Source organism: Clostridium sp. (genome assembly GCF_047718555.1).
Classification (GTDB): Bacteria; Bacillota; Clostridia; order Clostridiales; family Clostridiaceae; genus Clostridium_I.
The window spans coordinates 40701-65262 of the sequence record NZ_JBDNRK010000012.1 but is presented as its reverse complement, the minus strand read 5'-3'; the positions used below and the strand labels follow the sequence as shown (position 1 = coordinate 65262).

The 24562-nt window shown below is 31.0% G+C and carries 17 protein-coding genes; 6 read left to right on the top strand and 11 right to left on the bottom strand.

The genetic code is table 11. The features are described 5' to 3' along the window. Nucleotides 1-15 precede the first annotated feature (15 nt). The 7 genes from ABF633_RS07180 to ABF633_RS07150 form a co-directional block, all read right to left on the bottom strand. Nucleotides 16-867 (bottom strand): diguanylate cyclase domain-containing protein, encoded by an 852-nt coding sequence (locus ABF633_RS07180; RefSeq protein WP_415522974.1) that lies wholly within the window; start codon nucleotides 865-867, stop codon nucleotides 16-18. Between the two features lie 31 nt (nucleotides 868-898). Beyond that, nucleotides 899-2464, bottom strand: coding sequence for a response regulator (locus ABF633_RS07175; RefSeq protein ID WP_415522973.1), 1566 nt, complete (start codon nucleotides 2462-2464; stop codon nucleotides 899-901). A 700-nt stretch (nucleotides 2465-3164) separates the two neighbouring features. Continuing rightward, complete coding sequence (locus tag ABF633_RS07170) at nucleotides 3165-4445, bottom strand: O-antigen ligase family protein (protein ID WP_415522972.1); 1281 nt, start codon at nucleotides 4443-4445, stop codon at nucleotides 3165-3167. A gap of 303 nt (nucleotides 4446-4748) precedes the next feature. Next, the gene (locus ABF633_RS07165; RefSeq protein WP_415522971.1) at nucleotides 4749-4913 is read right to left on the bottom strand and encodes a hypothetical protein; all 165 of its coding nucleotides are present in this window, start codon (nucleotides 4911-4913) and stop codon (nucleotides 4749-4751) included. A gap of 41 nt (nucleotides 4914-4954) precedes the next feature. Further along, on the bottom strand, nucleotides 4955-6379 hold the full coding sequence (locus tag ABF633_RS07160; RefSeq protein WP_415522970.1) for a glycosyltransferase family 2 protein: 1425 nt from the start codon (nucleotides 6377-6379) through the stop codon (nucleotides 4955-4957). Beyond that, the gene (locus ABF633_RS07155; protein ID WP_415522969.1) at nucleotides 6360-7427 is read right to left on the bottom strand and encodes a HEAT repeat domain-containing protein; all 1068 of its coding nucleotides are present in this window, start codon (nucleotides 7425-7427) and stop codon (nucleotides 6360-6362) included. Before ABF633_RS07155 ends, ABF633_RS07160 begins: the two co-directional genes overlap by 20 nt. Nucleotides 7428-7576: 149 nt before the next feature. After that, on the bottom strand, nucleotides 7577-9712 hold the full coding sequence (locus ABF633_RS07150) for a family 2 glycosyl transferase (RefSeq protein ID WP_415522968.1): 2136 nt from the start codon (nucleotides 9710-9712) through the stop codon (nucleotides 7577-7579). Between the two features lie 336 nt (nucleotides 9713-10048). Between ABF633_RS07150 and ABF633_RS07145 the strand changes: the two genes are divergently transcribed. The 4 genes from ABF633_RS07145 (at nucleotide 10049) to ABF633_RS07130 (ending at nucleotide 14955) form a co-directional block, all read left to right on the top strand. Next, complete coding sequence (locus tag ABF633_RS07145) at nucleotides 10049-10810, top strand: DeoR/GlpR family DNA-binding transcription regulator (protein WP_415522967.1); 762 nt, start codon at nucleotides 10049-10051, stop codon at nucleotides 10808-10810. Nucleotides 10811-10859: 49 nt separating this feature from the next. Then, a complete protein-coding gene (gene pdxA, locus ABF633_RS07140; protein WP_415522965.1) occupies nucleotides 10860-11876 on the top strand; it encodes a 4-hydroxythreonine-4-phosphate dehydrogenase PdxA in 1017 nt (338 codons plus the stop codon). A 207-nt stretch (nucleotides 11877-12083) separates the two neighbouring features. Further along, entirely contained in the window at nucleotides 12084-13400 is a 1317-nt protein-coding gene (locus tag ABF633_RS07135; protein ID WP_415522964.1) for a four-carbon acid sugar kinase family protein, read from the top strand. Nucleotides 13401-13563: 163 nt separating this feature from the next. Beyond that, nucleotides 13564-14955: a GntP family permease gene (locus tag ABF633_RS07130; RefSeq protein WP_415522963.1), complete on the top strand. Its 1392-nt coding sequence runs from the start codon at nucleotides 13564-13566 to the stop codon at nucleotides 14953-14955. 70 nt (nucleotides 14956-15025) lie between these two features. Here ABF633_RS07130 and ABF633_RS07125 read toward each other — a convergent pair whose 3' ends face one another. The 3 genes from ABF633_RS07125 to ABF633_RS07115 form a co-directional block, all read right to left on the bottom strand. Continuing rightward, complete coding sequence (locus ABF633_RS07125; protein ID WP_415522962.1) at nucleotides 15026-15991, bottom strand: Rpn family recombination-promoting nuclease/putative transposase; 966 nt, start codon at nucleotides 15989-15991, stop codon at nucleotides 15026-15028. 809 nt (nucleotides 15992-16800) lie between these two features. After that, on the bottom strand, nucleotides 16801-17619 hold the full coding sequence (locus ABF633_RS07120) for an alpha/beta fold hydrolase (protein WP_415522961.1): 819 nt from the start codon (nucleotides 17617-17619) through the stop codon (nucleotides 16801-16803). Between the two features lie 238 nt (nucleotides 17620-17857). Continuing rightward, complete coding sequence (locus ABF633_RS07115) at nucleotides 17858-20071, bottom strand: C1 family peptidase (RefSeq protein WP_415522960.1); 2214 nt, start codon at nucleotides 20069-20071, stop codon at nucleotides 17858-17860. Between the two features lie 593 nt (nucleotides 20072-20664). On the opposite strand from ABF633_RS07115, the gene ABF633_RS07110 reads away from it, so the two are divergent. Then, nucleotides 20665-21840 carry an AAA family ATPase gene (locus ABF633_RS07110; RefSeq protein ID WP_415522959.1) on the top strand — a complete coding sequence of 392 codons (1176 nt, stop codon included), beginning with the start codon at nucleotides 20665-20667 and terminating at the stop codon, nucleotides 21838-21840. A 3-nt stretch (nucleotides 21841-21843) separates the two neighbouring features. Beyond that, complete coding sequence (locus tag ABF633_RS07105; RefSeq protein WP_415522958.1) at nucleotides 21844-22455, top strand: hypothetical protein; 612 nt, start codon at nucleotides 21844-21846, stop codon at nucleotides 22453-22455. A gap of 145 nt (nucleotides 22456-22600) precedes the next feature. Here the strand turns inward: ABF633_RS07105 and ABF633_RS07100 are convergent. Then, nucleotides 22601-24562 (bottom strand): Ig-like domain-containing protein (locus ABF633_RS07100; RefSeq protein WP_415522957.1); only part of this gene is annotated, 1962 nt, incomplete at its 5' end.

The window sequence follows — 24562 nt, the reverse complement described above, 5'->3', positions numbered from 1 at the left end:
CCTTTTTAATCATTACTAAAAAAATTGTATACCATTTTTACCCTGTTCTTTCACCACATATAGAGCCTTGTCTGCTAATCTAATAAGTTCAATGACATCTTCTGCATCCTGTGGAAATATAGAAATTCCAAAACTGGCACTTAACCTCAATTCACATTTTTCAATTAGAAAACTTTTTTCAAAACTTTTTCTTAGGTTCTCAATATAATTAAATAATGTTTTTTTATCCTGATATTTATGGACAATCAATGCAAATTCATCTCCACCCAGTCTTGCCAAAACATCATTTTTATTAATTAATCTTATAAGCCTTTTGGAAACTTCACAAAGGCATAGATCTCCAATATAGTGACCCATTGTATCATTAATCTCTTTAAAATTATCTATGTCAATAAACACCACAGCAAATTCAGATTTATTTTTCTTATATGCTTTACTTATTAACGTCAATTTATCCATAAACATTTTTCTATTGGGTAAACCTGTTAAATCATCGTAATTTGCCATATATCTTAAATTTTTTCTATCTTTTTCAATTTGTTTATTATATTGTATTAATTCTTCATTTTGTTGTATTAATTCTTCATATAACATTGAAATTTTTTCATTCCATTTCTTTCTCTGTATAATATATAATATTATGCTAATAGCAATTGTTAAAATTGGAATTATTAATATGATATCTAGAATATTATTTTTATAGAAAACAATTAAACTAATTATACTGGCTACTTCTCCTATAGAAGATATAAAAGTTAAAACCAGTATATTTTTATATTTAATTAATTCATTTATATCCTCTGCACTATGCATTTTCTCTAAAATTTTCGGTACAGATTTATGATGATTTTCTTTTTGCTCCAACATATTACGTATCCACCTTATCAATTTGGTAAGCTTATTTTTCATAAGGTAATCCAAACATGAATCTAGTTCCATTCTCCTTATCTGATGTAAATTTAACATATCCTTTCAGATAATTTTCTCCTATAAGTTTCATACTGTATGTCCCTAGTCCACGACCTTTTCCTTTTGTAGAAAAAGAACGTTTAAATATTTGTAATTGAATATCTCTTGGCATATATTTTTTATTATCTGCATATATCTCTATAAACCTTTCTTTCTTTCGTATTCCAATATTTATCAATTTATCTTCTGAGTCTTCCAAAGCATTTTTAACCATATTATTTACCACTCTCAGTATAAGTACTTTATCACTTTCAATTACAAAGTCATCTTCGCATTCAAACTTAATTTTACAACCAATGATACTCTCATGATATTTAATAAGCTTTAATATAAGTTGTTTTAATGAGAAGTTTAATAAATTTAATTTAAGCTCTCCACTTTCAGCTGAGACTAAATCTATTTGCGTCTTTATTTCATCAATCATTATATCTGTTGTTTCACTGACACAATTAATCAATTCTCTTGATTCTTCTATCTTCAATGATTCTGACACACAATCAACTAATCCTCTTATTACCCCTGAAGTATTTAATATATCATGAAAAAATGTCTTTTCAATAGCTTGTCTTCTTTTCTCATGGCTTATATCCTTTATAACTAAAATTGTATACTCATTATTTATTATTCCTGCTGGTGCAGCATAAATTAGAAGCTCTATACTTACTATTTTATTTTTTCCCTCTGACGTCATTAAGCACTCTTTACTCACAGATATCTTTTTCTCCTGAGACTCCAATATTGCCTCAACAGCTCCGCAAACACTACAGTATTCCGTGGTTCCACATCCACTACTTTTTTCACTAGAGTGTACGCATTTAAGAATTTCGCCAGGACGCAGACCATTGACTTCCTCATCTAGTTTTATTCCCAATAGCTTTAAAAAATAATTATTTGAGTATATAATCTGACGTTCATTGTTTAATATAAGAATACTGTAAGGTATCATATCAAAAAGACCTGTAACTGTATTCTGTTTAATTATTTCTTCCGCCTGCCTTAAAATAACATCATCTGACATTCTTTCAGCAGTAGCATATTCAGTATCCAAATTGGCTTCCATAGTATTATGCAGCATTGTCTCTGTAATATTTTTCTTAAAAATATATTCATGTTCTATCTTTTTTTCTATATCACATATACATTTCCTAAATCTATTCATGGTAAATGGTTTTTGAATATATTCTATAGCACCATTATTTATGCATTCAATAGCATTTCGTACTGTCCCATATGCTGTAACCATAATCACTTTTGTCTTTATGTAATTTTTCCTAATCCATTTCAGAAGCTGTGTTCCACTCATAGAAGGCATTTTCACATCTAGAATTATTAATTTATAATTTTCCCTCTCCAACAATTCCTTGGCCTGTTTTCCACTATTAACTGCAGTAACCTCATACCCTTCATACTCAAGACACTTTGCCATAAAAATTCTGTTGGCTTTTGTATCATCAACAATCAAAACATTTTTTATTTTAATTACCCCCCTCTGCACTTTGGATATTCAATTATGGATTTTCTACTTTACCATATACATTTAGCCATTGAGAAAATCAACATAAAATTTACCTATACAGAGAAATCCATTAATGGAATTTTAATTAGATTAATTATATAATTAATCTAAAATATTTAAAAATATAATATAATTTATTATCCTATACTAATGAGATTGTTTTTCTGTATTTATATGATTTTTTCTCACTAATACTTAAAAATTTTCCATATATCTTTGATTATACATTATTTGTTAGAAACAAAAAGTTACTACCCAAACTATAGCCATGCTATATGTTAAGTAGAAACTTTTTTTCAACAGTCTTATCTTCATTCCACTTTGCTTTTTAATTTAAATCAAATTCGGCAAAGAAAAACAGAGCAACTTGCTCTGTTATATTTGCTAAACTTATTCCTCAATTTTAGGCATATTCAAATAAATAACTAGTCAGTATGCTAGCCTATTTTTCACCTGACTAACTTGGCGTAAGAACTGCCACGCACTCTGTGAAAGCGGGAGTTCAACGCCAAGTAAGCCATGCATTTGCAGTTCTAAAATTCAGATGGGGTAAAAGAATCCCCACCTGAATTAAGAACTTGCTTCAATCCTACTGCGTCAACAGAACCCTCAGATAGCCCACTATCCTCAGAACCTGTTTCCTTGTATGATTCAAAATATTCGTCGCATCTTTGACTTACTATTTATTTTCACATGCCTTACCCTCACTGTAATTTGCAGCAATACCAAGTATAGCCCAATATATTACTGCAGTAGCTATAAAGCTTATATTGAAAAATGCCTGTATTAAATAACCTGTTATGCAGCCAAATAAAATCCATATGTGTATTCCCTTCTTGCGGCTTTTAAAAAGTCTGAAAAGGATAACCAATACAAAAGAAATATACACTGCTAAAGCTAGATAGCCTTCGGTTATGGCTATTTGAAGATATTCATTATGAGCTTTAAAATATAAAGCTCTTTTTTTGGATTCAGCATCATTTAACACCAGGTTATATGTATCCGGGCCAGAACCCAATATAGGATTTTTAAACAAAAAAGGAATGGCCTTTTTCCATATGAATATTCTACTGGAACCTGAATCATCGTTATCAATGTTCCTTGCATCTGTATAAACAGTTTTAGCTCTATTGGTAAGCATATCTTTATTTTTAAAGTTCATAAAACTGAAAATCAATACAAGTGTAATTAACAATAGTGAGAATCTTGCAATAAACTTCTTATTATTTTTTATATTAATAAGACAATAGATAATAAAAATTAAACTATAAAAAACAAATGCAATCCATGAACTTCTTGTGGTAGAACTAAACATCAGTCCTATCATAAGCATGTTTACAATAAAATATCTCTTCTTACCATTATGTATAAACAGCCCCAGGAATATGGGAATAAAAAGTGTACAATAAGTTCCAACGAAATTTCGCTGACCTATAGTTGATGTAACAGAACCTCTAAATTCATTATTGGCTACGTTAAGTATTGGATTAATCTTAAAATACTGCAAAATACCGTATATAGCAATTATTGAAGCACTGATTAAAATTATATTGAGACTTTTTTTGGAAAAGTGAAAGTTTTTATAAAATATAGTGAAGATTATCAAATAAGTCAAAAGAGAAAATATACCCTCTCTACATCTAGGTAATCCAAACAAGCTTAAATTCATTTCCTTAGAAAATATAGTTGAAAGTATCAATATTGCTGCATATATGAATAGCAGCTTGTCCAAGAGTTTAATTTCATATTGTTTTCTGTAATAAAAAGTAATAATAAATACTATTGCGCTAACCACAACCACAGCAATTATCCTGTAATCGTTAAAAATATCTGTTCTCCAGGGGGTAATAAACAGTGGTATAAATGCCATTATAAAAATAGCATAGAAATTAAAAATATATTTTTGAATATTATTATCGGTTGCTTTATTATCAATAATATTATTTTCATCTTCTTGCATTTATTCACTTCCTCTCTATGTTCATTATAGCTTATTTACAACGCTGCAATGTTTTTTATGCAAGAATTCAGCAGTTTTGATTTTAACTGCTAACCTTTTAATCCTTTGTGACCACATATATTCACTTCTCATAATACTTACAGCATAGTATTCATTATATAATATAAATTGCTTTTATTAAACAATAACTAAATTAAGAAAGTGTTAACAACCCAAATAAATCCTACCTATTCCAGTAATGTTCTATTTCTTATAAAAAAAATGGCTGTCTCACAATATACCTATCCATTGTGAGACAGTTTTTTAACTATTCTTAAATATCTCTTTCAGACTTACATTCAGATTGCTAAATATACTGGATTTAGCTATATCATCCTTATAATATACAGTAGGTTCACCATAGAAATTTTCTTCATTTAATGATATTTTTCGTGAAATTCTTTGATGAAAAGTATTAGGACTTGCCATAATTTTCTTACTTTTATTATATCATATAAAATATTTATTAATCATGAGGACTGCCCGGACTCGCTAAAATTTTTCCTTTTTATTTTTCCCCAGCTGTTTTTAAACTTCTTAAATCTTAGAATGGCCTCCACCCTAAAAAGTACCGTCATCTGTCTATACCCAAAGTTTTCTAATATTCCATACCAGGAAAGCTTAAGCAGTTGTCTAATGGATTTATATTTATTGAAAGTGTAATCTTCCAGCAAAATTGCACCTATAGATAGTATTATGCCATAAAGTATTGAGGCAATTAAAAATAATATAAAATATCTCACATTAAGTAAACCAAAAATATAGGATAAAGGAATAAAAATATAACCGAAAATTTCAATTATAGGACCCAGCATTTCAAAAATCCAAAAATATGGAGCTCCAAATATGCCTATAATACCATACTTAGGATTTAATAATATTTTTTTGTGGCGAAGTAAGCTGTCCATTAACCCAATTTGCCATCGCCGCCTTTGGCCTCTCAAATCTTTTATTTTTTCCGGTGCCTGTGTCCAGCAAATAGGATCAGGTGTAAACTTAATTTTGTATTTCAATTTATTTTTTCTTAAATATTCATGCATCTTAACTACTAATTCCATGTCTTCCCCAATAGTATTGCTTGTGTATCCACCGGTTTTTACAGCAATATCCTTTTTAAAGGCTCCAAATGCTCCTGAAATAATTAAAAGGCATCCTAGGGCATCCCACCCCATTCTTCCACTGAGAAATCCTCTTAAGTATTCAACCACCTGAAACATGGCCAATTTATTATCCGGTAATCCAATATTTTTTATTATTCCATTCTCAAATTTGCTGCCATTGGCAATCCTTACAATTCCACCAACTGCCACTGTTGACTTGTCTTCAACAAAGGGCATAATTACTCTCACCAGAGAATCACTTTCAAGTATTGAATCTGCATCTATAGATGTGAATATGGGGTATTTTGACACATTTATTCCCGCATTAAGAGCATCTGCTTTACCGCCGTTTTCCTTGTCAATTAGAGTAAAGCCTGGAATATCCGCATTTTTGTATATACCCCTGATTCTATTTGTCTTTATTAAATGCCACACTGACTGGTCTATTTTGCTCAGATTATAGGCCTCAATTATTTTCTTTAAGGTATCATCTTTTGAGCCATCATTAATTACAATAATTTCAAATAAGGGGTAATGCAGCTCTAATAAAGATTTTATATTATCTAATATGGTATCCTCCTCATTATAGGCAGGAACCAGTACAGAAACTGGTATCATATTATTAGAAGTAGTATATTTACTATAATCAGAATAATTCATTCTCTTTATATAATCATACAAACCAAAGGCAGATAATATCAATTGTAAAAAATATATGGTGTTAATGCATAATACGTAATAGAGTATTATATAATTAATATCCATAATTATTTGTCTAACTAATCCTGTATTCATATACTTCTTCCTCTTTTTTCATTACCATATATTTTTTTATTTCAGTAACTAATGACCTCTTATTGTGTTCTTCTGGATTTTCATATAAATATAATTCATTACCAGATAAGCTTTCCATAGTTGATAGGATTATATCCTTAGCAAATTTATCTTCCCCTTTAAAGATGTGAGAAATTATATTCATTCCCTCCTGATTGGCTGATAATGACAGGGCTGCATTATACCTTACATTCCATTGTGAGTCAGAAAGTGATTTTGCTAGAGGAATTAACACTTTACTATCTGTAAAATTATTTAATGCCTTTGCAGCTGCTGATCTCACTTCCCATTCACTATCTTCTAAAAGCTTTATAATGTAATCCAAATATCTTACATCACCCATATTGCCAATAGCTTCTACAGCTGCAATTTTTCTTTCCTTATCTTTGCTAAATAAATATTTTGATATATTCTTGCTTAAAGATATGTTTTTATAATTTCCTGCTAATTTAATAAACACACAGGCGGTGAAATTATTATCTGAATTTATCATACATTTATAAATGTTATTTTTATCTCCTTCAAAACTATCAACTATCTCTATTAAGCTTATTTCGCTTAAATCTATGGATGAATCAATATTTTCAAAGACTTTAATAAAAGATTCTTCTTCCCCTATCTTGGCAAGAGCCAGTAAAATATTGTATTTAACATCATTATCCTTAGTATCAATTTCTCTTAGCAATGCTTCAATTGCACTATTGCTTCTAAATTCACCCAATCTCTTGGCTGCCAATGCTTTCTCGTGATAATTTCTGGTCCTAAGACTGTTTATATCATACTGAATAATTCCAATATACTCAGATAATTTTGTGATACTTTGAGAAAAATCCCCCTTAAAATTTTTAATATAATATAGTAACCTTTTTTTAATTATTTCTCTTTTGTATTTATTTTTACACTGCTTCTTAATATTTTCCAGCATATCACAATCTATATCTTGTCCACTTACTATCTTATTAACAGCAGATTTAATAAAAAATACTGTTTCACTATCGTATTTTTTCATTTTTTTACGATTATAAAATCTTGCAGCTTTTTCGTATATTATATAAATGTATAGAAAGAATATTATTAAGAAAAAGAATATTATTGAGAAATATACATATTGTTCCATATCCATCCCCCATTTAGGCATATTCAAATATTTCACATGCCTTACTTGTTTCCAATTGATTTGAAAGCTTTTTTAAGAATATCATAAGATGGTTTTAATCTCTCATGATAAGTGGGCTCCTCCCATTCTTCCCAATTGTAAAATTCCATATTACTATTTTCAATGATATTATTATTTTCAATTAAAACACCTCCTATATAGAGTCCTGGTACTTTTGTAGGAGTTATTTTTCCCTTAGCATAAAAATCATCCATAATCATCTTACTGGAAGGGTCCATAACATTTAAAAGCTGCCAGGGTATTCTAATTTCTACTGTATTTTTATTTACAGAGTAGTCCGTCAGTGAATTGTAATCACTGTGCTCCAGGTTAGCATCCCCAAGGCGCAATTTGCCTGTTTCATATTTTTGCAGTGGCAGGGATTTTTTATCCTCTGGTAAATACAATTGTCTGTTAAGACATAAATATATGGGATTAAATATACCGCTGTTCTTTTTCTCATAAGCTGCATTCCTATCCATCATATTTAATTGGGTAGCATAAGTATAATAAAAAGTATCATAATAGGAATCTGTAACTATTCTTGATCCACCTTTTTTATCCAATACCACCACCATATCTGTTGGTCTTTTAAATTGCAGATTGTAATAATCATATTTATCATTTCCAGAGTTTGGAGTTATATCAATGGGCAGAAATAATTTATCCTTTTCAAAATCAAATCCCTTTATATCTCCCATAATATATAGATATTTTTCATCACTTTTAGCATAGAGCTTCATGTTGTCATTATCTACTAAAGGCTTGTCATCTTTCCAATCTGATGTATCCCCGTCCACATAACATATACTTTTACCTGCTCCGGGATCAAAGGCCAAAACTCCAAACTCCTGCTCATTTGTCTGTGGATTAGACCAATATGGTCTTCTATCCGGCATATCCAAATCCATAGTATTCCATGTTCTTTTGAACCACTCATCCTGCCATGTGAAGACTAATCCACCTGCATAGCCCTGATCATAAATATTTTTCAGCATTGATGCATCCATTTCACCCTGCTGTTTTTCATCTATACCTCCCTGATTGAATCCCATAGAACTCTTATGCCCCATTCCTCTTGATGCAGGCACACCAAATTCTGCTACCAAAACCGGCATTGTATGTTCCTTTATTAAATCCTTTAAATAGGCCTCATATGTATTTATTTTTCCATCTTTATCCCTGTAACTCACATAGTCATGCTGGTAGTTCATAGAATCGGGGTAATACGGATATATGTGATAAGATGCAAAGAGTCCAGGTTTAAAGGAATTTTTTTTCTTTATGTGTTCTGTATTTACCTCAACCATGTCTTCTTTTTCTAAAGGCTCATTAGGGTGTTTTAATGGATCTGTAGTTACCCAATTTGTAAAACTTAAAGGTCTCTGCATTCCATATTTATTAGTTTCATAGCTAATAGCATAATCACCCATTTCACCTAAAAAGGTTTCAAAAGGTGAGGCCTTTTCTGTATACAAATAATTTCCATTAAAGCTATTAATACTTTCATTCATTTTGTTTGTATTTTGTACAAAATGGGGATCCCATTCAATACCCAAAATCCATCCCATTACATAGGGGGATACATCTTTTGTATAGGTTCCACTGGCATAACCCTTTTTCACAGGCAGCTCAGCATTACCATGTATTACATCGATTACGTCTTTAATATCCGTTTTAAAACCACTTTTAATTACATTGTTTTGTGCATTTTCGTATTTTGACATATCATCTTCATTAACCCACACACCCTGAAAAATATACAATGGCTTAAATGCATTTTTATTATATTCATATAAAGCATCATAAAATTCAGGTTTAGGTATTGTATAAATTCTTATAACGTTGGCATTCATAGCCGCTATTTCCTTAAACCATCTTAGGTACTCCTCCTTAGTTATGCCCAGATCTCCAGGAAAAGTACCTGGCTTTGAAGCACCTATATTTACTCCTTTAACAAAGGATTTTTGCCATCTTCCATAGCTGTATATATAAAAAGACTTGCTATCTACCTTTGAGATATATGATATTCCGCTGCTTTTATATACAGAAGTTATATTGTGGATTAGAAACATATATTTAAAAGCTAAAAAAAATGATAAAACAATAATACCCGAGAATATTATGAATTTCTTCAATACATTACCCCTTTCATCTCAATATGAAATATAGGCTAATAATCCCAAATTCTTTGAGTTTTAATGTAAAATTTAATTTAATTATAACATATATCAAAAATATGTAATCAGTATAGACTTATTTTTTACAGTTTTATAACAATCGATAATATATCTTCACACATCAGGTAATTTTTAGCATAACTTTCAAAATGCTTTCATATTATCTAGTAAAGAAACAAAATGAAACACATTGAAAGTATTTAATAAACTGTTTAATTATCAAATTACTTTCAAGATTATATGTTTACAGGTTCACGTAAGTTAATGAAACTATTGTTATGGAGGGATAAAATTATGTTTACTTTAGAAAGAAGAGAACAAATATATGACTATATTCTGCAGAATAAAAATGTAACCGTTTTAGAACTATCAAAAAAGTTAGATGTCTCTGAAGTAACCATAAGAAAGGATCTAGCCTTTTTAGAAAGTCAGCAGCTTATAGATAGGACTTTTGGTGGAGCAATAATCAAAAGTAAAATAATTAAAGAAAAAAGCTATCTGGAAAAAGAAAAATCCATGATTAATGAAAAATACTTAATAGGAAAAAAAGCCAGTGAATTTGTAAAACCAAATTCCACAATTATTTTGGATGCTGGAACAACCATAATGGAAATGGCAAAGTGCATAAGACACATTGAAAAATTAAGGGTTATTACCAATGATTTAAAAATAGGTGTTTTTTTAAGTGATTTTACCAATATAGAAGTTACACTCCTTGGTGGAAAAGTTTCCATGAAATCAAAACAATGTACAGGAGTTGAAACCTGTAAAATAGTTGAAAAATACAATGTGGATGCTTCTTTTTTAGGCTGTGATGCTTTTGATATAACCAATGGTTTTATGACAACTAGTATTGAAAAAATGTATTTAAAACGCAGTTTTATCAAGATAAGTGAAAAAGCCTTTTTATTAGCCAGCAGTGATAAATACGAAAAGAAAAGTATGGTGAAAGTACAGGATTTTAGTAAGTTAACTGGAATTATTGTTGACAAACAATCCACAAAATTAATAGAAGATTTCAATAAATTTAACATTGATAACTGTGTATTTGTTTAGTTCTAATACATTAATTATAAATATATAAATTGAAAGGAAGAGATTGAGAATGAGCAGACCAATTATTGCAATTACCTTAGGAGACCCAGCAGGAGTAGGACCTGAAATTGTAGTTAAAGCCCTTAAAAATACCAGTGTTTATTATGTATGTAATCCCATTGTAATAGGAGATAAGAAGGTTTTAAAAAAAGCTCTAGATATAACAAATATTTCACTGAAATTAAATGCTGTCTCAAGCCCAGATGAAGGTAAATATACCCTAGGAACTATAGATTTTATTGATCTTAATAATATTGACATTTCAACTTTAGAGTTTGGAAAAGTTCAGGCACAATGTGGTCAGGCAGCCTTTGATTATCTTTCCTATGCTATTAAATTAGCCATGGATAAAAAAGTGACAGCTATCGCAACTACTCCTTTAAATAAAGAATCCTTTAAAAGTGCAGGGGTACCCTATATAGGTCATACAGAAGTGCTGGAGAGCCTTACTAATACTAGAAACCCTTTAACCATGTTTGAAGTAAAAGGATTGAAAGTGTTTTTCTTCAGCAGACATGTGTCTTTAAGAAATGCCTGTGATTTAATTACAAAGGAAGGTATTGAAGAATTCGTAATTCGCTGTGAAAAGGCACTTAAGGTTCTTGGAATTGAAAAACCGCATATAGCTATTGCAGGACTCAATCCTCATTCTGGAGAACATGGACTTTTTGGAGATGAAGAAGTTAAATATATATCTCCAGCAGTTGAAAGTTTACGTGAAAAGGGAGTGGATATAAGTGGTCCAATTGGTGCTGACTCAGTATTTTATCAGGCTTTACTTGGAAGATATGATGCAGTTCTCTCCCTCTATCATGACCAGGGGCATATTGCAACAAAGATGGTGGACTTTGAAAGAACAATTTCCTTAACTAATAATATGCCATTTTTACGAACTTCTGTAGACCACGGCACAGCCTTTGATATAGCCGGCACTGGAAAAGTAAGTGAGGTAAGCATGATAGAAGCCATTATATTAGCTGCTAAATATGGGCCAGGATTTTTAAATGAGAATAGTAAAAACAATTAGTTGTATATAAATATAACTTGAAATAAAAAAGCCTCGATTTGTCAATATAGAAAAAACCTGCAAATTCAATCTATTGAACAAAAAGAGGCCTATCCAAATGGACACTAATAGTTTAACATACATGGATTAAAATTGTTTTATTTTAGATTAAATGTAACTGTTTGTTAAAAAAATATTTTAGATATTATAAGGATGGGAGAGGATTATATGTTAAAAACAGTAATTATTGCAGATGACTTAACTGGTGCCAATGATACAGGAGCACTTCTTGCCAAAAATGGTTTGAAGGTAGGAACTCTGCTTCAAGAATCAGATTTATACAAATTTAAAAGTTTTGATGTTTTAAGCATAACTACTAACAGCAGAGGCTTAGCCCCTGAGGATGCCTATAAAAAGGTTAAGGATGCAGTAAATCTATTTAATGATAAGAAGAATTTATTCTTTAGTAAAAGAATCGATTCCACTTTAAGAGGAAATGTAGGATATGAAATTGACAGTATTATTGAAAGTCTTGGCTCTGACATCACAGCTATTGTAGTTGCTTCTTTCCCTGATTCAGGAAGAGCCAGTATAGGAGATTTTTTACTGGTTAATGGAGTTCCCCTTGAGAAAACAGAAGTGGCTAAAGATCCAACCTCTCCTGTGAGCACTTCCAAAGTTACTGAAATAGTAAAAAAACAGAGTAAATATAAGGTTGGCTTTATATCTCTGGATAAAGTACTTAAAGGAGCAGAGGTTATAAAACAGGAAATACTAAAAAATGCACAGCAAAAGAATAGAGTTATTGTAATTGATGCTTGTACAAATAATGATATCAATGAAATTGCAAAGGCCTCTGTTGAAAGTAAGCTCAAATTTGTATCTGTGGATCCAGGTCCCTTTACTGCAGCTGCCGCAAATGTATTCTATAAAAAAGATGAAAAATTAAAGATTAGAGAGAAGGTACTGTGCGGTATTGGAAGTGCAAGCAATCTTACAAGAGAGCAGATAAATTATCTTAAAGTAAAATATAATCCGTTAATCGTGAAAACGAATACATTGAATTTCCTTCAGGAGGAGAAGAAAGATAGAGAAGTCAATAGAATTGTAAATGAAATTATTCATAGAGAAGATAATTACAGTATTCTAGTGGTTACTACTACCACTGAAGAAAAAGATGTATTGAATTTCTCAGAAATAGAAAAAAATTATAATTTGAATAAAAAACAATGTTCTAATTTAATAACCAGCGCCATTGCCGAAATACTCTGCCTTGTAATTAAAAAACTGGGAAATAAAATTGGTAGTGTTTATACTTCCGGTGGAGATGTGACAGAAGATTTTTGCAACAAGATAAAAGCTGATGGCATAGATGTAAAAGATGAAGTCATTCCACTAGCTATTTATGGCAGAGTAATCGGTGGAGTTTTTAACAATAAGCCAATTATAACAAAGGGAGGACTAGTAGGTACAAAGGATACCTTAAGCGTTTGTATCAATTATCTAAAGACCAAGACCTCCACTGAATACAGTAATGAGGGTTGAAGCAAGTTCTTAATTCAGGTGGGGATTCTTTTACCCCATCTGAATTTTAGAACTGCAAATGCATGGCTTACTTGGCGTTGAACTCCCACTTGAATAAGTGGGAGACTTACGCCAAGTTAGTCAGGTTAAATATATATAAATTTAAAATAAAGGGGTAATTAAAATGAGTTCAGGAATCCAAATGATACTGGGATTAATTATTGGTATGTCTCTACTTATATTTCTAATTACAAAAACCAAAGTACATGTATTTTTAGGAGTAATTATTTCTGCCACTGCAATAGGGCTCATAGGAGGAATGGATCATCAAAAGCTTGTTGAATCAATTTCAAAGGGTTTCGGAAATGCTTTAAGCAGTATAGGTATTATTATCGGATTTGGAGTTATGCTTGGAAAACTTTTAGAAGTATCTGGTGCTACAAAAGTAATGGCAAACAGCTTTATCAAGCTCTTCGGCAGTAAAAAAGAAGAGGAAGCTCTGGCTGCTTCCGGCTTCATTACCTCCCTGTCAATATTCTGCACTTCTGGCTTCATTATTTTATCACCCCTGGTTAAAGGTCTGTCTAAAAAGACAGGAAAATCTGTAGTCTCCCTTGGAATAGCTTTGGCAGGTGGACTTTTAATGAGCCATGCTTTGGTTCCCCCTGCTTCTGGTCCTATAGGGGCAGCTGGAATTCTCAATGCAAATATAGGTAGATTCATGCTCTTTGGAACTATTATTGCCATTCCAATTATGTGCGTTATAATTCCCTATGCAAAGTATTTGGGAAATAAAATATATCAATTACCTAATGAAACTGAAGACGGCTGGATTAGGCCTGAAGTAAAAGATAATCTCAGTGAAGATAATGTCTTTGAAGAAAATGATACTCTAAAAGAAAATGATAAAGAATTGCCTTCACCTTTTTTATCCTTTGCTCCAGTTTTAATTCCAATATTATTAATACTATTAAGCACTATTTTGAAATCTTTGAATTTTAAGGGCAATATTATAGCTTCATTCTTCTCCTTTATAGGTTCTCCAATAATTGCACTGGCACTAGGATTACTAATTGCCATTTTGGGCCTAACTAAAGCTTTTTCAAAGGGTGAAACATTAGATGCCATGGAAGAAGGTCTAAAAGCCAGCGGAAAATTGATTCTATTAGTTGGAGGCGGCGGAGCCCTTGGAATGATTATACAAAACAGCGGACTTGGAAACTATATTGCATTAGGCATTTCCAAAACCAGTATTCCTCCAATTCTTCTGCCTTTTATTATTTCCTGTTTGATAAGACTAGTGCAGGGTTCAGGAACTGTTTCCATAATGACTGCCGCTTCTGTAACAGCTCCAATGGTTTCAGGACTTCATATTGACCCTACCTTTGCAGCATTAGCTGCTTGTATCGGTTCAATGCTATTCTCCTATTTTAATGATTCCTATTTTTGGGTTATCAATGAATCTATCGGTATAAAAGACGTTAAAGAACAAATGAGAGTGTGGTCTGTTACTTCAACTCTGGCCTGCTTTACGGGACTTATTGCCTTGTTAATTCTCAATTTCTTCTTTGGATAGAAGAATAAAGTGCATCAGATTTCAGATGCACTTTATTTTTAATTTATTAATGAACAATTTCTGCTTGCTACTAATTTTGATACTTCTTCTTAAGTTCCAATATCCTTTCCATACTTAGCCCTGTACCCTTTGCTATTATTTCTTCATCTACTCCAAGTTTCAGAAAATTTATAGCATCTTCTTCTTTTGCAACTTTCTTTCCTTCAGCCTTTCCTTCAGCCTTTCCTTCAGCTTTTCCTTCAGCTTTTCCTTTAGCTTCTGCCACCTTTATTCTAGTCAATTGATCACTTATTTCAGCTTGCTGAGCTTCGTACAACATTCTAGCCTTCTCATCCTTACTTATTATCTGTAATAAATCATAAGCTTTCTTTATGTCCTTATTCTTTTTCGCCAACATCTCTACCTCTCCTTTCGTTCTTGCATCCAAGAATTCCATCCATTGAACTATAGGGTCATCCTCATCCTTCTTCACATCTTCATCAAAACGCTTTGGTAGTTCTAAAAAATACACTTCCAATATATCTGTTAATCTATATCCTGTTTCATCCTCTGTTATATGATAACTGGAATATAGTTTATTTAGCGGCGTACACTTGAAGTCTACTATATTTATAGTTACACATTTCTTTAGCTTATCGTAGGTATCTCCTGGCTTGATCTGACCTGTATACATCTTGCTCCAGTAGAATATAGTCCTTTCTGCCATGTACTCTGTTGGAAGTATTTGTATTTCAACATCTATCTGCTTTCCTAACTTAGTTTTTATCCTTACATCAAGAATTCCTTTTCTATCTTCCTTAAATTCCTTTATAAGTTCACTATTTATTATTTCTATTCCCTCAAATTCTTCCTCTGGAACAGCTAATATATCGCTGAGTAATGCTATTGACAAGTCCTTATGTTTCTCATTACCAAATATATACTTAAAAACGAAATCATACTTAGGCGACATTATGAAATTATCATCCAGTATTTTTTTCTTTTTTCCAGCCACTGTATCACATCCTCTATATTTGCCACTAGATATTAAATACATTATATTTACATCTTCGTACTTTTATTTTATCAGAAAATTAAGTCTTATTCTACACTATCTATAATAAATAACCACGCCAAATTAATGTTCAATCCTCTAAAAAACATAGCAAATTATTTTGCCCCTGCTGCACTGTTTTTTTGTAATTATATGGTAAATATCATATATAGATTTAGAATAAAAATTTATAACTAATTTTAAAATTAAATACAGCCAAACCACGCCTTTATAAAATTATATTCAAAAATATAATTTTATAAAGGTCTAGTTTCCTATTGTCTTTTTTAGATAGTAGGTTAGTTATCTGCGCACTGGAATAACTATAAAAATATCCAGTAGGTCAGTTGAGCCGATGCGGAAAGTCAACTATAGACACATACAACACTATACCCTTCTTTAGTGGTGTCTATGCAAGGTGTGGACTACCATTAAAGGTTCGGTAAGGTTGCTTGGCAGATTTATGCTGGGTAGGCATTAATATTCTTATTCCTTGATAAGAACTTATAGGACAAGCATTATAAGTTAAAAGTTAATGTTGCTGTTTGCAATAAACAAGAAGGGTATTGATGGGGCGGGGCTAGGCTTTATCCCAACTGTAATAGTTTATCTACTTATATAAGTAATTAAGATTTATTATTTTTTTTGCTTATATAAGGTAGGTAAACTATATCCAAAACAAAAGCAGACATTACCCAACTATATGAAATTCAGTTCAAACTATTATCTATTATACATACATCATCTTGAATCTGTGAACAGAAAGATACATACATGAGATGAGATATAAATAGATTATTTTCCTTACTACACTATACATTTTCTAAAAACTCATCCAGCAGCCTATTAAATTTATCAGGATACTCCCAGAACATCATATGACGCCCCAAAACAAACACCTCAGTATTAGGAAAATACTTATTCATAAATGGAACCCCTTTACTTGCCCTAGACTCTGAAATGAACATACAGGATGGTATTGATTCATCTGCCAATTTTGCTGCTTTGGTTTTATTTGAAAACATACCGCTGGCATATAGTTCACGAGTTATATAGTAAGGTGTACGTATTGAGTATTTTATTATCTTATTTACCTCTTCTTCAGAAAGCTTACGCTCAACCATAAATTCAGTGGTAAAAGGAATCATAAACTTTCTTAAACTTCTATTAGAATTCATATTATAGGTATAATTATTTGATATTTCATCAATTTCTCCACCTACCCAGTCATCTTCATTTAAAGATAATTGTTTTGGTGTAACATCAATATTCACTAATGCCTTTACATTGGATAATCCTAATTGCTCAATATAGCCCCATGTGACTAAACCACCAAAGGACCATCCAACTAAAATTATATTCTTTAACTGAAGATAACCTAAAAGCTTCACCAGATCTTTTATGTGAGTATTATAATCATTTCCATGTAAAGCTATTGTTGATCTACCATAGCTTCTCGGATCAATGGCAATAACTCTATAGTTTTTAGAATAATATTCAATTTGATATTCAAAAACATCTGAAGTAAAGGTCCATCCTGGTACAAAAACCAAGGGTATTCCTTCACCTTTATCTATATAATACATATCTACATTGGGTTCAACTTCAAAATAATTACCATTTTTCAACACTTATCATCATCTCCATTATTCATATAACAAAAAAGACTAATTCTTCTTAAATTACTTTAAGAAAAATTAGTCTCTAGTTCTCTAGTCAACTACAAGCAGCGTTGTGATTAATTAATATAATTTAACTTTATATTTCACTACACAACAATATATTATACCTATATGTTTAATATAAATCTATTATCCTTATTTTTTAATATTATGTCAATAAGATATCTATTCAAATATTCTTTTAAGTCTACATTGGACTTGTATCAGTTATCTTATTACCTTTTGCATTAACACTAATCAAATTAACTGCATATTCTAATCCCTTTAAACTTGTAATATTACTGCAGCTTATATCTAAAAAAGTTAAAGCAGCCATATCATTTGAACTTATATTTCCCTTAGGCTTTTTTAAAACAGACCTTATTTTTTTCTCTAAATTAGCATCTGTAAATTTTATATCTGGATTATAGGCTGGAATGGTTACAAACTTTGTACTATAATCCTTTAGCAATGTACTATCTTTGCCATCTATCACCGAATTTACAGGAATATTTATAAAATACATAGTGCCATTCTTTAAATTATTCTTAGGCTTTAAAATTAGCACATTGTTGTTTATACTAACGTTTATTGCTATGTTAGCATTTTTATTATCTTTTAGTGTAATATACTTAAAATTAGTTCCCTTATAAATAGTACTTGGAAAAGTAAACCTGAAATCACTGTTTATATTTACAGGCCTTGACCCAAAGGATACTGAATTAACTGCTATAGTCCCTTTTACATTAACTGTACACTGCGCTGCAAAATTTCCATCCTGACTTTTTACTGTTATTACAGCCTTTCCTGGTAAGATTCCCTTGACATTTCCACTGTTATCTACGGTAGCTATTTTTGAATTACTACTACTCCAGCTTACATTTTTATTTGTAGCATTACTTGGAGAAATTGAACTAGAAAGCTTTGCTGTACTGTTTACATTAATATTCAGAAAGCTGCTGTTTAAAGAAATTCCCTTTACTGAAACTTTAGAACTTATATTTGTAAATGCTTTTAAGTCTACAGCTGCTGGAATCGCAGCCCATTTTGATCCATTGTTACTTACAAAGGAGTTTCCATTAGAATTACTTAAGTAATCTAAAGGTATAGATGATCCTGTAACCTTCACAGCCACTGCAAACTTTTTACCTGTATTTAACGAAAGAGGCTTAGGTAATTTTATGGTATGATATCCTGGCATTGCAATTATTCCCGATGCTACTAAATTTGAAGCTATTTTATTAAATTTGTTAGTGCTATAATCATTTTCTGCATAAACTGAATAGCTTACATTTTCTTTATCCGTATAAAAACTAACTGCTGCTAAGGATTCCATGGTAGTAGAATTTGCTGAAGCTGTAAACACATTTGAAAACCAATTACTTTGGCCAAATGAAACAATACCATTATAGTCTAAGTCATATTGGTAATTTTTACTATAATTATCAACGGGCTCTATGCCATTGAAAACTGCATTGTCAATTCCTATAGACACATCATAATAGGAAACATAAAAATAGCCCTTGTCCCCAAAGCTTGTCCCCCAACTGTTCTTACAAATAAAAGCTCCATTTCCTTTAGGAGTAACTAAAAAATTATTTTTAGAATAATTATCATCCCACCCCACTATATCTATGGCATGATTACCAGAACTCTCTGCATAATCGTAATAAGCGTTTTTACCTAAATTAAAATAACTATACTCGTCCATATAAAGAGAAGAGGATACAGCACCATAATTCATTATTGCCTTTTTCAATTCACTATTATCTAAGGCTCCTGTTCTGTCAGGTATAAATAATACCTCCTGTACATGCTTTTTTTCCTTTAGTCCATTTCTAGTTACTATATTGTTAGGATCAGATGGTTCTGAATCATCAGTTTCATTCACAGGCCCTTTCCAGCTGGCAAGATATGCTGTAGCCATTTCATTATTTCCACCATCAAAGGGATTGTTATCAATATTATTATGGGTTGTCATATTTATTTCTGAAAAGTCATAAGTCTTTTTCTCTATTCTAAGAAGATTTGATTCAAGGGAGCCTATAGCTGAAAAAGCCCAGCAATTATTCAGTTGGCCCTGATCCTTTGCAATAGTTATTCTCCCAGTTTTTCTTAAGTCATAAGAAGCTGGCAGTGGAGCAGCTGATTTTAACCTTGGTTGTGAATTTAAACTTTCTGCACTCTTTTTTATCTTTACTTTATAGGGTATGAGTCCTTTACCTTTTGTAGCCACTTTGGACTTATTTAAATTTAATTGTGATTTACTGTTTAATACACTATTTATCGATGATACCTTTAAGTTTTTATTAACTTCACTGGCAAATACAGAATGCCCTAATAAGTTAAATGTGATTATAATAGGTAAAATAACTGTTACTATATCCTTTAATATGTGATGATTTTTTTCTTTGTTTTTCAAGATAGCACCTCCTATATTTTATATTTTTGTTATGAAATATTTGATTCAGATTTATTAACTCCAAAGATAACGTAGAATAGAAGATGTTTATATCCTTTACCACTATAGTAAATTCTCTCAGGACTCAACTTTTTCATCTCCTTTTGTAGGAATAAAAATATTATCTACATGTTTATTAAATCGTATGAAATAGCTCTATACTAAAGATTAAAAATAAAAAACGACCATGATTTCATTATTAAGATTTAAATCATAGACGTTCTTAGTTTTTTACTTAGCCCAATTTACAAAATCATCCCGTAATCTATCCTATATTACTCTCTATTCAAAGGAATTTCGATCCTGATACTGCTTGATTTATATGATACACTGTAAAATAGTTTATCTTTTAGTTATTTGTTATTCGTACATGCGTGTCAGGCACCATAGTGAGGGCTTGCTGGAACTTGCAAGGAGATGGCTGGAAGTCAGCTCCTTGATAATAACAAAACAATAATTATTGTAATATACTATTATTAATAGTATAGTTAAATTGAAACATGTTAATAATATTATATAAACAAGCCTAATATCATTTGAAATGAGGGTATATTATGAAAATTAATAGTATTGAGGTTAATGGCTATAAAAACTTAATAGATTGTAAATACGTTTTAGAAGATTTTAATGTACTAATTGGTTCTAATAATAGTGGCAAATCAAATATGTTAGAAATATTTTCTTTTTTAAATGTACTGTTGACTGGAAGCGAAGAGTTAAAAGAGAGACTGTTAAATATAGGAGAATTGGATAATGACAAAGTATTATCTCATTGCAAAAGTTATAATGGTAATTCTATTTCTATTGAAGTAGAATTTAATGAACAAGTTGAAAATGAGATATATAAATATTCTTATTTCATCGAAATTGTTGTATGTAATAATGGTTTCGATACTGGTTATGTAAATAGAGAAATATTTAAGTATAAAAAAATAACATCTACAGGACCTATATCAACTGTATTTGAAAGAGAAAATACTATTGTTAAAAAGGTTAAGGGTCCAAAGATACAAAAGATAGATGGTTCAGAGGCTTTAGTTTCACTTATTAATAAAATAAAGGATATTAAAGATAGTTTTGAAATTCCTATTCAAAAAGGTATAGATGATATTTTTTTACTTTGTAAAATTCCAGTATTGTATAGTACACCAGATGTAATTAGAGAATCAATTAGAAAGCAAATGCCTGTAATTAAAAATGGTAGAATAGTATCATTAGCTTTAATTGAAGAAATAGATAAAATATTGAAATCTGATAAAGCAAAATATTATAATGAAATACTTAAAGATATATTAAATATTGATAATACTGATATTGTTAATATAGGGCAAGAATTAAAAAATTTAGTATTTACATTTGCTAATAAGCAAAAGAATACCATAAATGAACTCTCAGATGGTACTCTAATTGCGCTTAATATAATTACCTATCTTATGTCAAATAAATATCCTGTAATTGCCATAGAAGAACTTGAAAATTCTATACATCCTAAATTACTAAAGAAAATGATATATTTAATTAAGAATGACTTTTCAAGTATTCAAATAATATTGACTACTCATTCACCTGTATTATTGAATATGGTTAAGGTTAATGAGGTGAGTATAATAAGTAATAAAGAATTTGGTGAAGCACTTATTGAGCCAGTTAAGAATAATAAAGAATTGATTAAAAAGTTATCCGGACCTTTTTCAAGTTTTAGTGACATTTTCTTTTATACTGAGGTATAAAATATGGTTAAAAGTAAAAATAAACAAGAAAGACTTGCTTATATATTTTATGAAGGTTTTACAGAAGAGATATTTTACAAGAAGGTTTTCAGAAACTATTTAAATGGAATACCTAATAAAACAAAAAATCTTGAATCAGGTACAGGAATCAATAAAGAAATAGCAAATGAACTATACTATTTTTTTAGCAATAAGAAAAACAAAAATATTGATCTATACGTTTATGCTTTTATAGATAGAGAAGGAACAAAAAATGATTTAGTAGAATTTGATGCTGATGCAATACTAAAGGTTCTTAATAAAAAACAAATTAAAAAGATAGAAAAAATTGAAGCTATTATAATGATAGAGAGTTGGTTCTTCTATGATTTAGAGGGAATATGTAATTATATAGGTTTAAAATTAACTGATAGCTTAAGAAGAACCTATTCTAATCCCGAAAGACTTACTCATAAAGACTTACAAGGCCTTTTTAGGAAAGGAACAAAACGACAGCATTATATTAAAGGTGAAAAAGGATTTTTGGAAAAACTTAGTATAGGAAAAATATATGGGAACTGTACTGACTTAAAAACTGGTATTCAAATGATAAGGAAAGATTTTAAAAAAACATAAAGAATCTTCAACCGAAATGACGATTCTCTCTTATAATATCTAAATAATTTTTAATAAACTATAAAAAATAATCCTAAAATAAATATTTAGGATTATTTTCCAATAATTTTTTATAAGTCTCTTGTATACTCTTTCAATAAATAACTTAATTATTTACCGTTATAACACAAGTTGCAGTTTTACTTCCATCCTCTGTAGTAGCCGTAATTGTTGCTGTTCCTACTCCTGTTGCTCTTATCCACCCATAATAATCTACCGTTACTACACTAGGATCAGATGTTGTCCATGTTACTGACTTATTTGTAGCATTATCTGGATTAACAGTTGCATAAAGATACTCTGAATCCCATAATGATAAGGTATCACTAGTTTTATTTAATGTTACTGATGTAGCCTTAACTGGTGCATTAACAGTCACTACACAACTTGCTGTCTTCGCTCCATCATCAGTGGTTACAGTAATAGTAGCCGTTCCTATCCCAATTGCTGTTACATTTCCATTTGAATCTACTGCCGCCACACTAGAGTCAGAACTCGTCCAAGCTATATTCTTATTTGCAGCATTGTATGGATATATAGTGGTATTTAAGTAATCAGTTCCCCCTACTGTTAAAGTGTCTTTTGTCTTGCTTAAAGCTACTGAGGTTACTGCAACTGGAGCAGTAACAGTTACTTTGCAGGTAGCTATTTTACTTCCATCTGCTGTAGTTGCTGTTATTGTTGCTGTCCCTGCTGCTATTCCCTTTATATCTACTTCACCAAAACTATAAGTGTTAGTAATTATTACCACACTGGAGTTAGAAGTTGTCCATATTACTGCCTGATTTGCTGCATTTCTTGGTGACACTGTAGCTGATATATAGTCGGTTCCACCTATGGATAAATTAGATGTAGTTTTACTTAATGCTACAGAAGTAACTGCTACAGGAGAATTAACCGTTACTTTGCAAGTAGCTGTTTTACTTCCATCTACTGTTGTAGCTGTAATTGTCGCTGTTCCTGCTCCTATTGCTGTTACATATCCACTGGAAGATACTGTTGCTATCTTTGAATCAGAAGTTGTCCATATTACTGCTTGATTTGCAGCATTATATGGATATATTGTTGTTCCTAAATCGTCAGTTCCACCTATAGTTAATGTATCTGTAGTTCTACTCATTGTTACAGAAGTAACTGCCACTGGAGGAGTAACTGTTACTTTGCAAGTAGCTGTTTTACTTCCATCTACTGTTGTAGCTGTAATTGTCGCTGTTCCTGCTCCTATTGCTGTTACATATCCACTGGAAGATACTGTGGCTACTTTTGAGTCTGATGTTGTCCATGTTACTGCTTGATTTGCTGCATTATACGGATATATTGTTGCCCATAGACTGTCATTTCCACCTATAGTTAATGTATCTGTAGTTCTACTCATTGTTACGGAAGTAACTGCTACAGGAGGAGTAACAGTTACTATACAAGTTGCTGTTTTACTTCCATCTTCAGTTGTAGCAGTAATTGTTGCTGTTCCTACGCTTACTGCTGTTACTGTTCCACTTGTTGAAACTGTAGCTACCTTTGAGTTAGACGTTGTCCATATTACATTCTGATCTGCAGCATTATACGGATATATTGTTTTACTCAAATAATCGTTACTACCTACTACAAGAGTATCTGTTGTTCTGCTTAAAGCTATAGAAGAAACCTTTACTGGAGTATTAACTGTAACATTACATACTGCTGTCTTATTTCCATCTACTGTAGTTACTGTAATTGTTGCTGTTCCCGCTCCTACTGCTGTTACTGTTCCATTAGAGCTTACTGTTGCTACTTTTGAATTAGATGTACTCCAAGTTACACTGCTATTTGCAGCATTATATGGATACACTGTGTAACTAAGCCAAGTGCTATTTCCTACAGTCAAGGTAGATGAAGTTGTATACAATCCTACACCTGTTACCTTTACTGGTGGAGTAACTGTTACTGTGCATGTTGCTTTTTTGCTTCCGTCTACTGTAGTTACTGTAATTGTTGCTGTTCCTGTTCCTACTGCTGTTACTGTTCCACTAGAGTTTACTGTTGCTACTTTTGAATTAGATGTACTCCAAGTTACACTGCTATTTGCAGC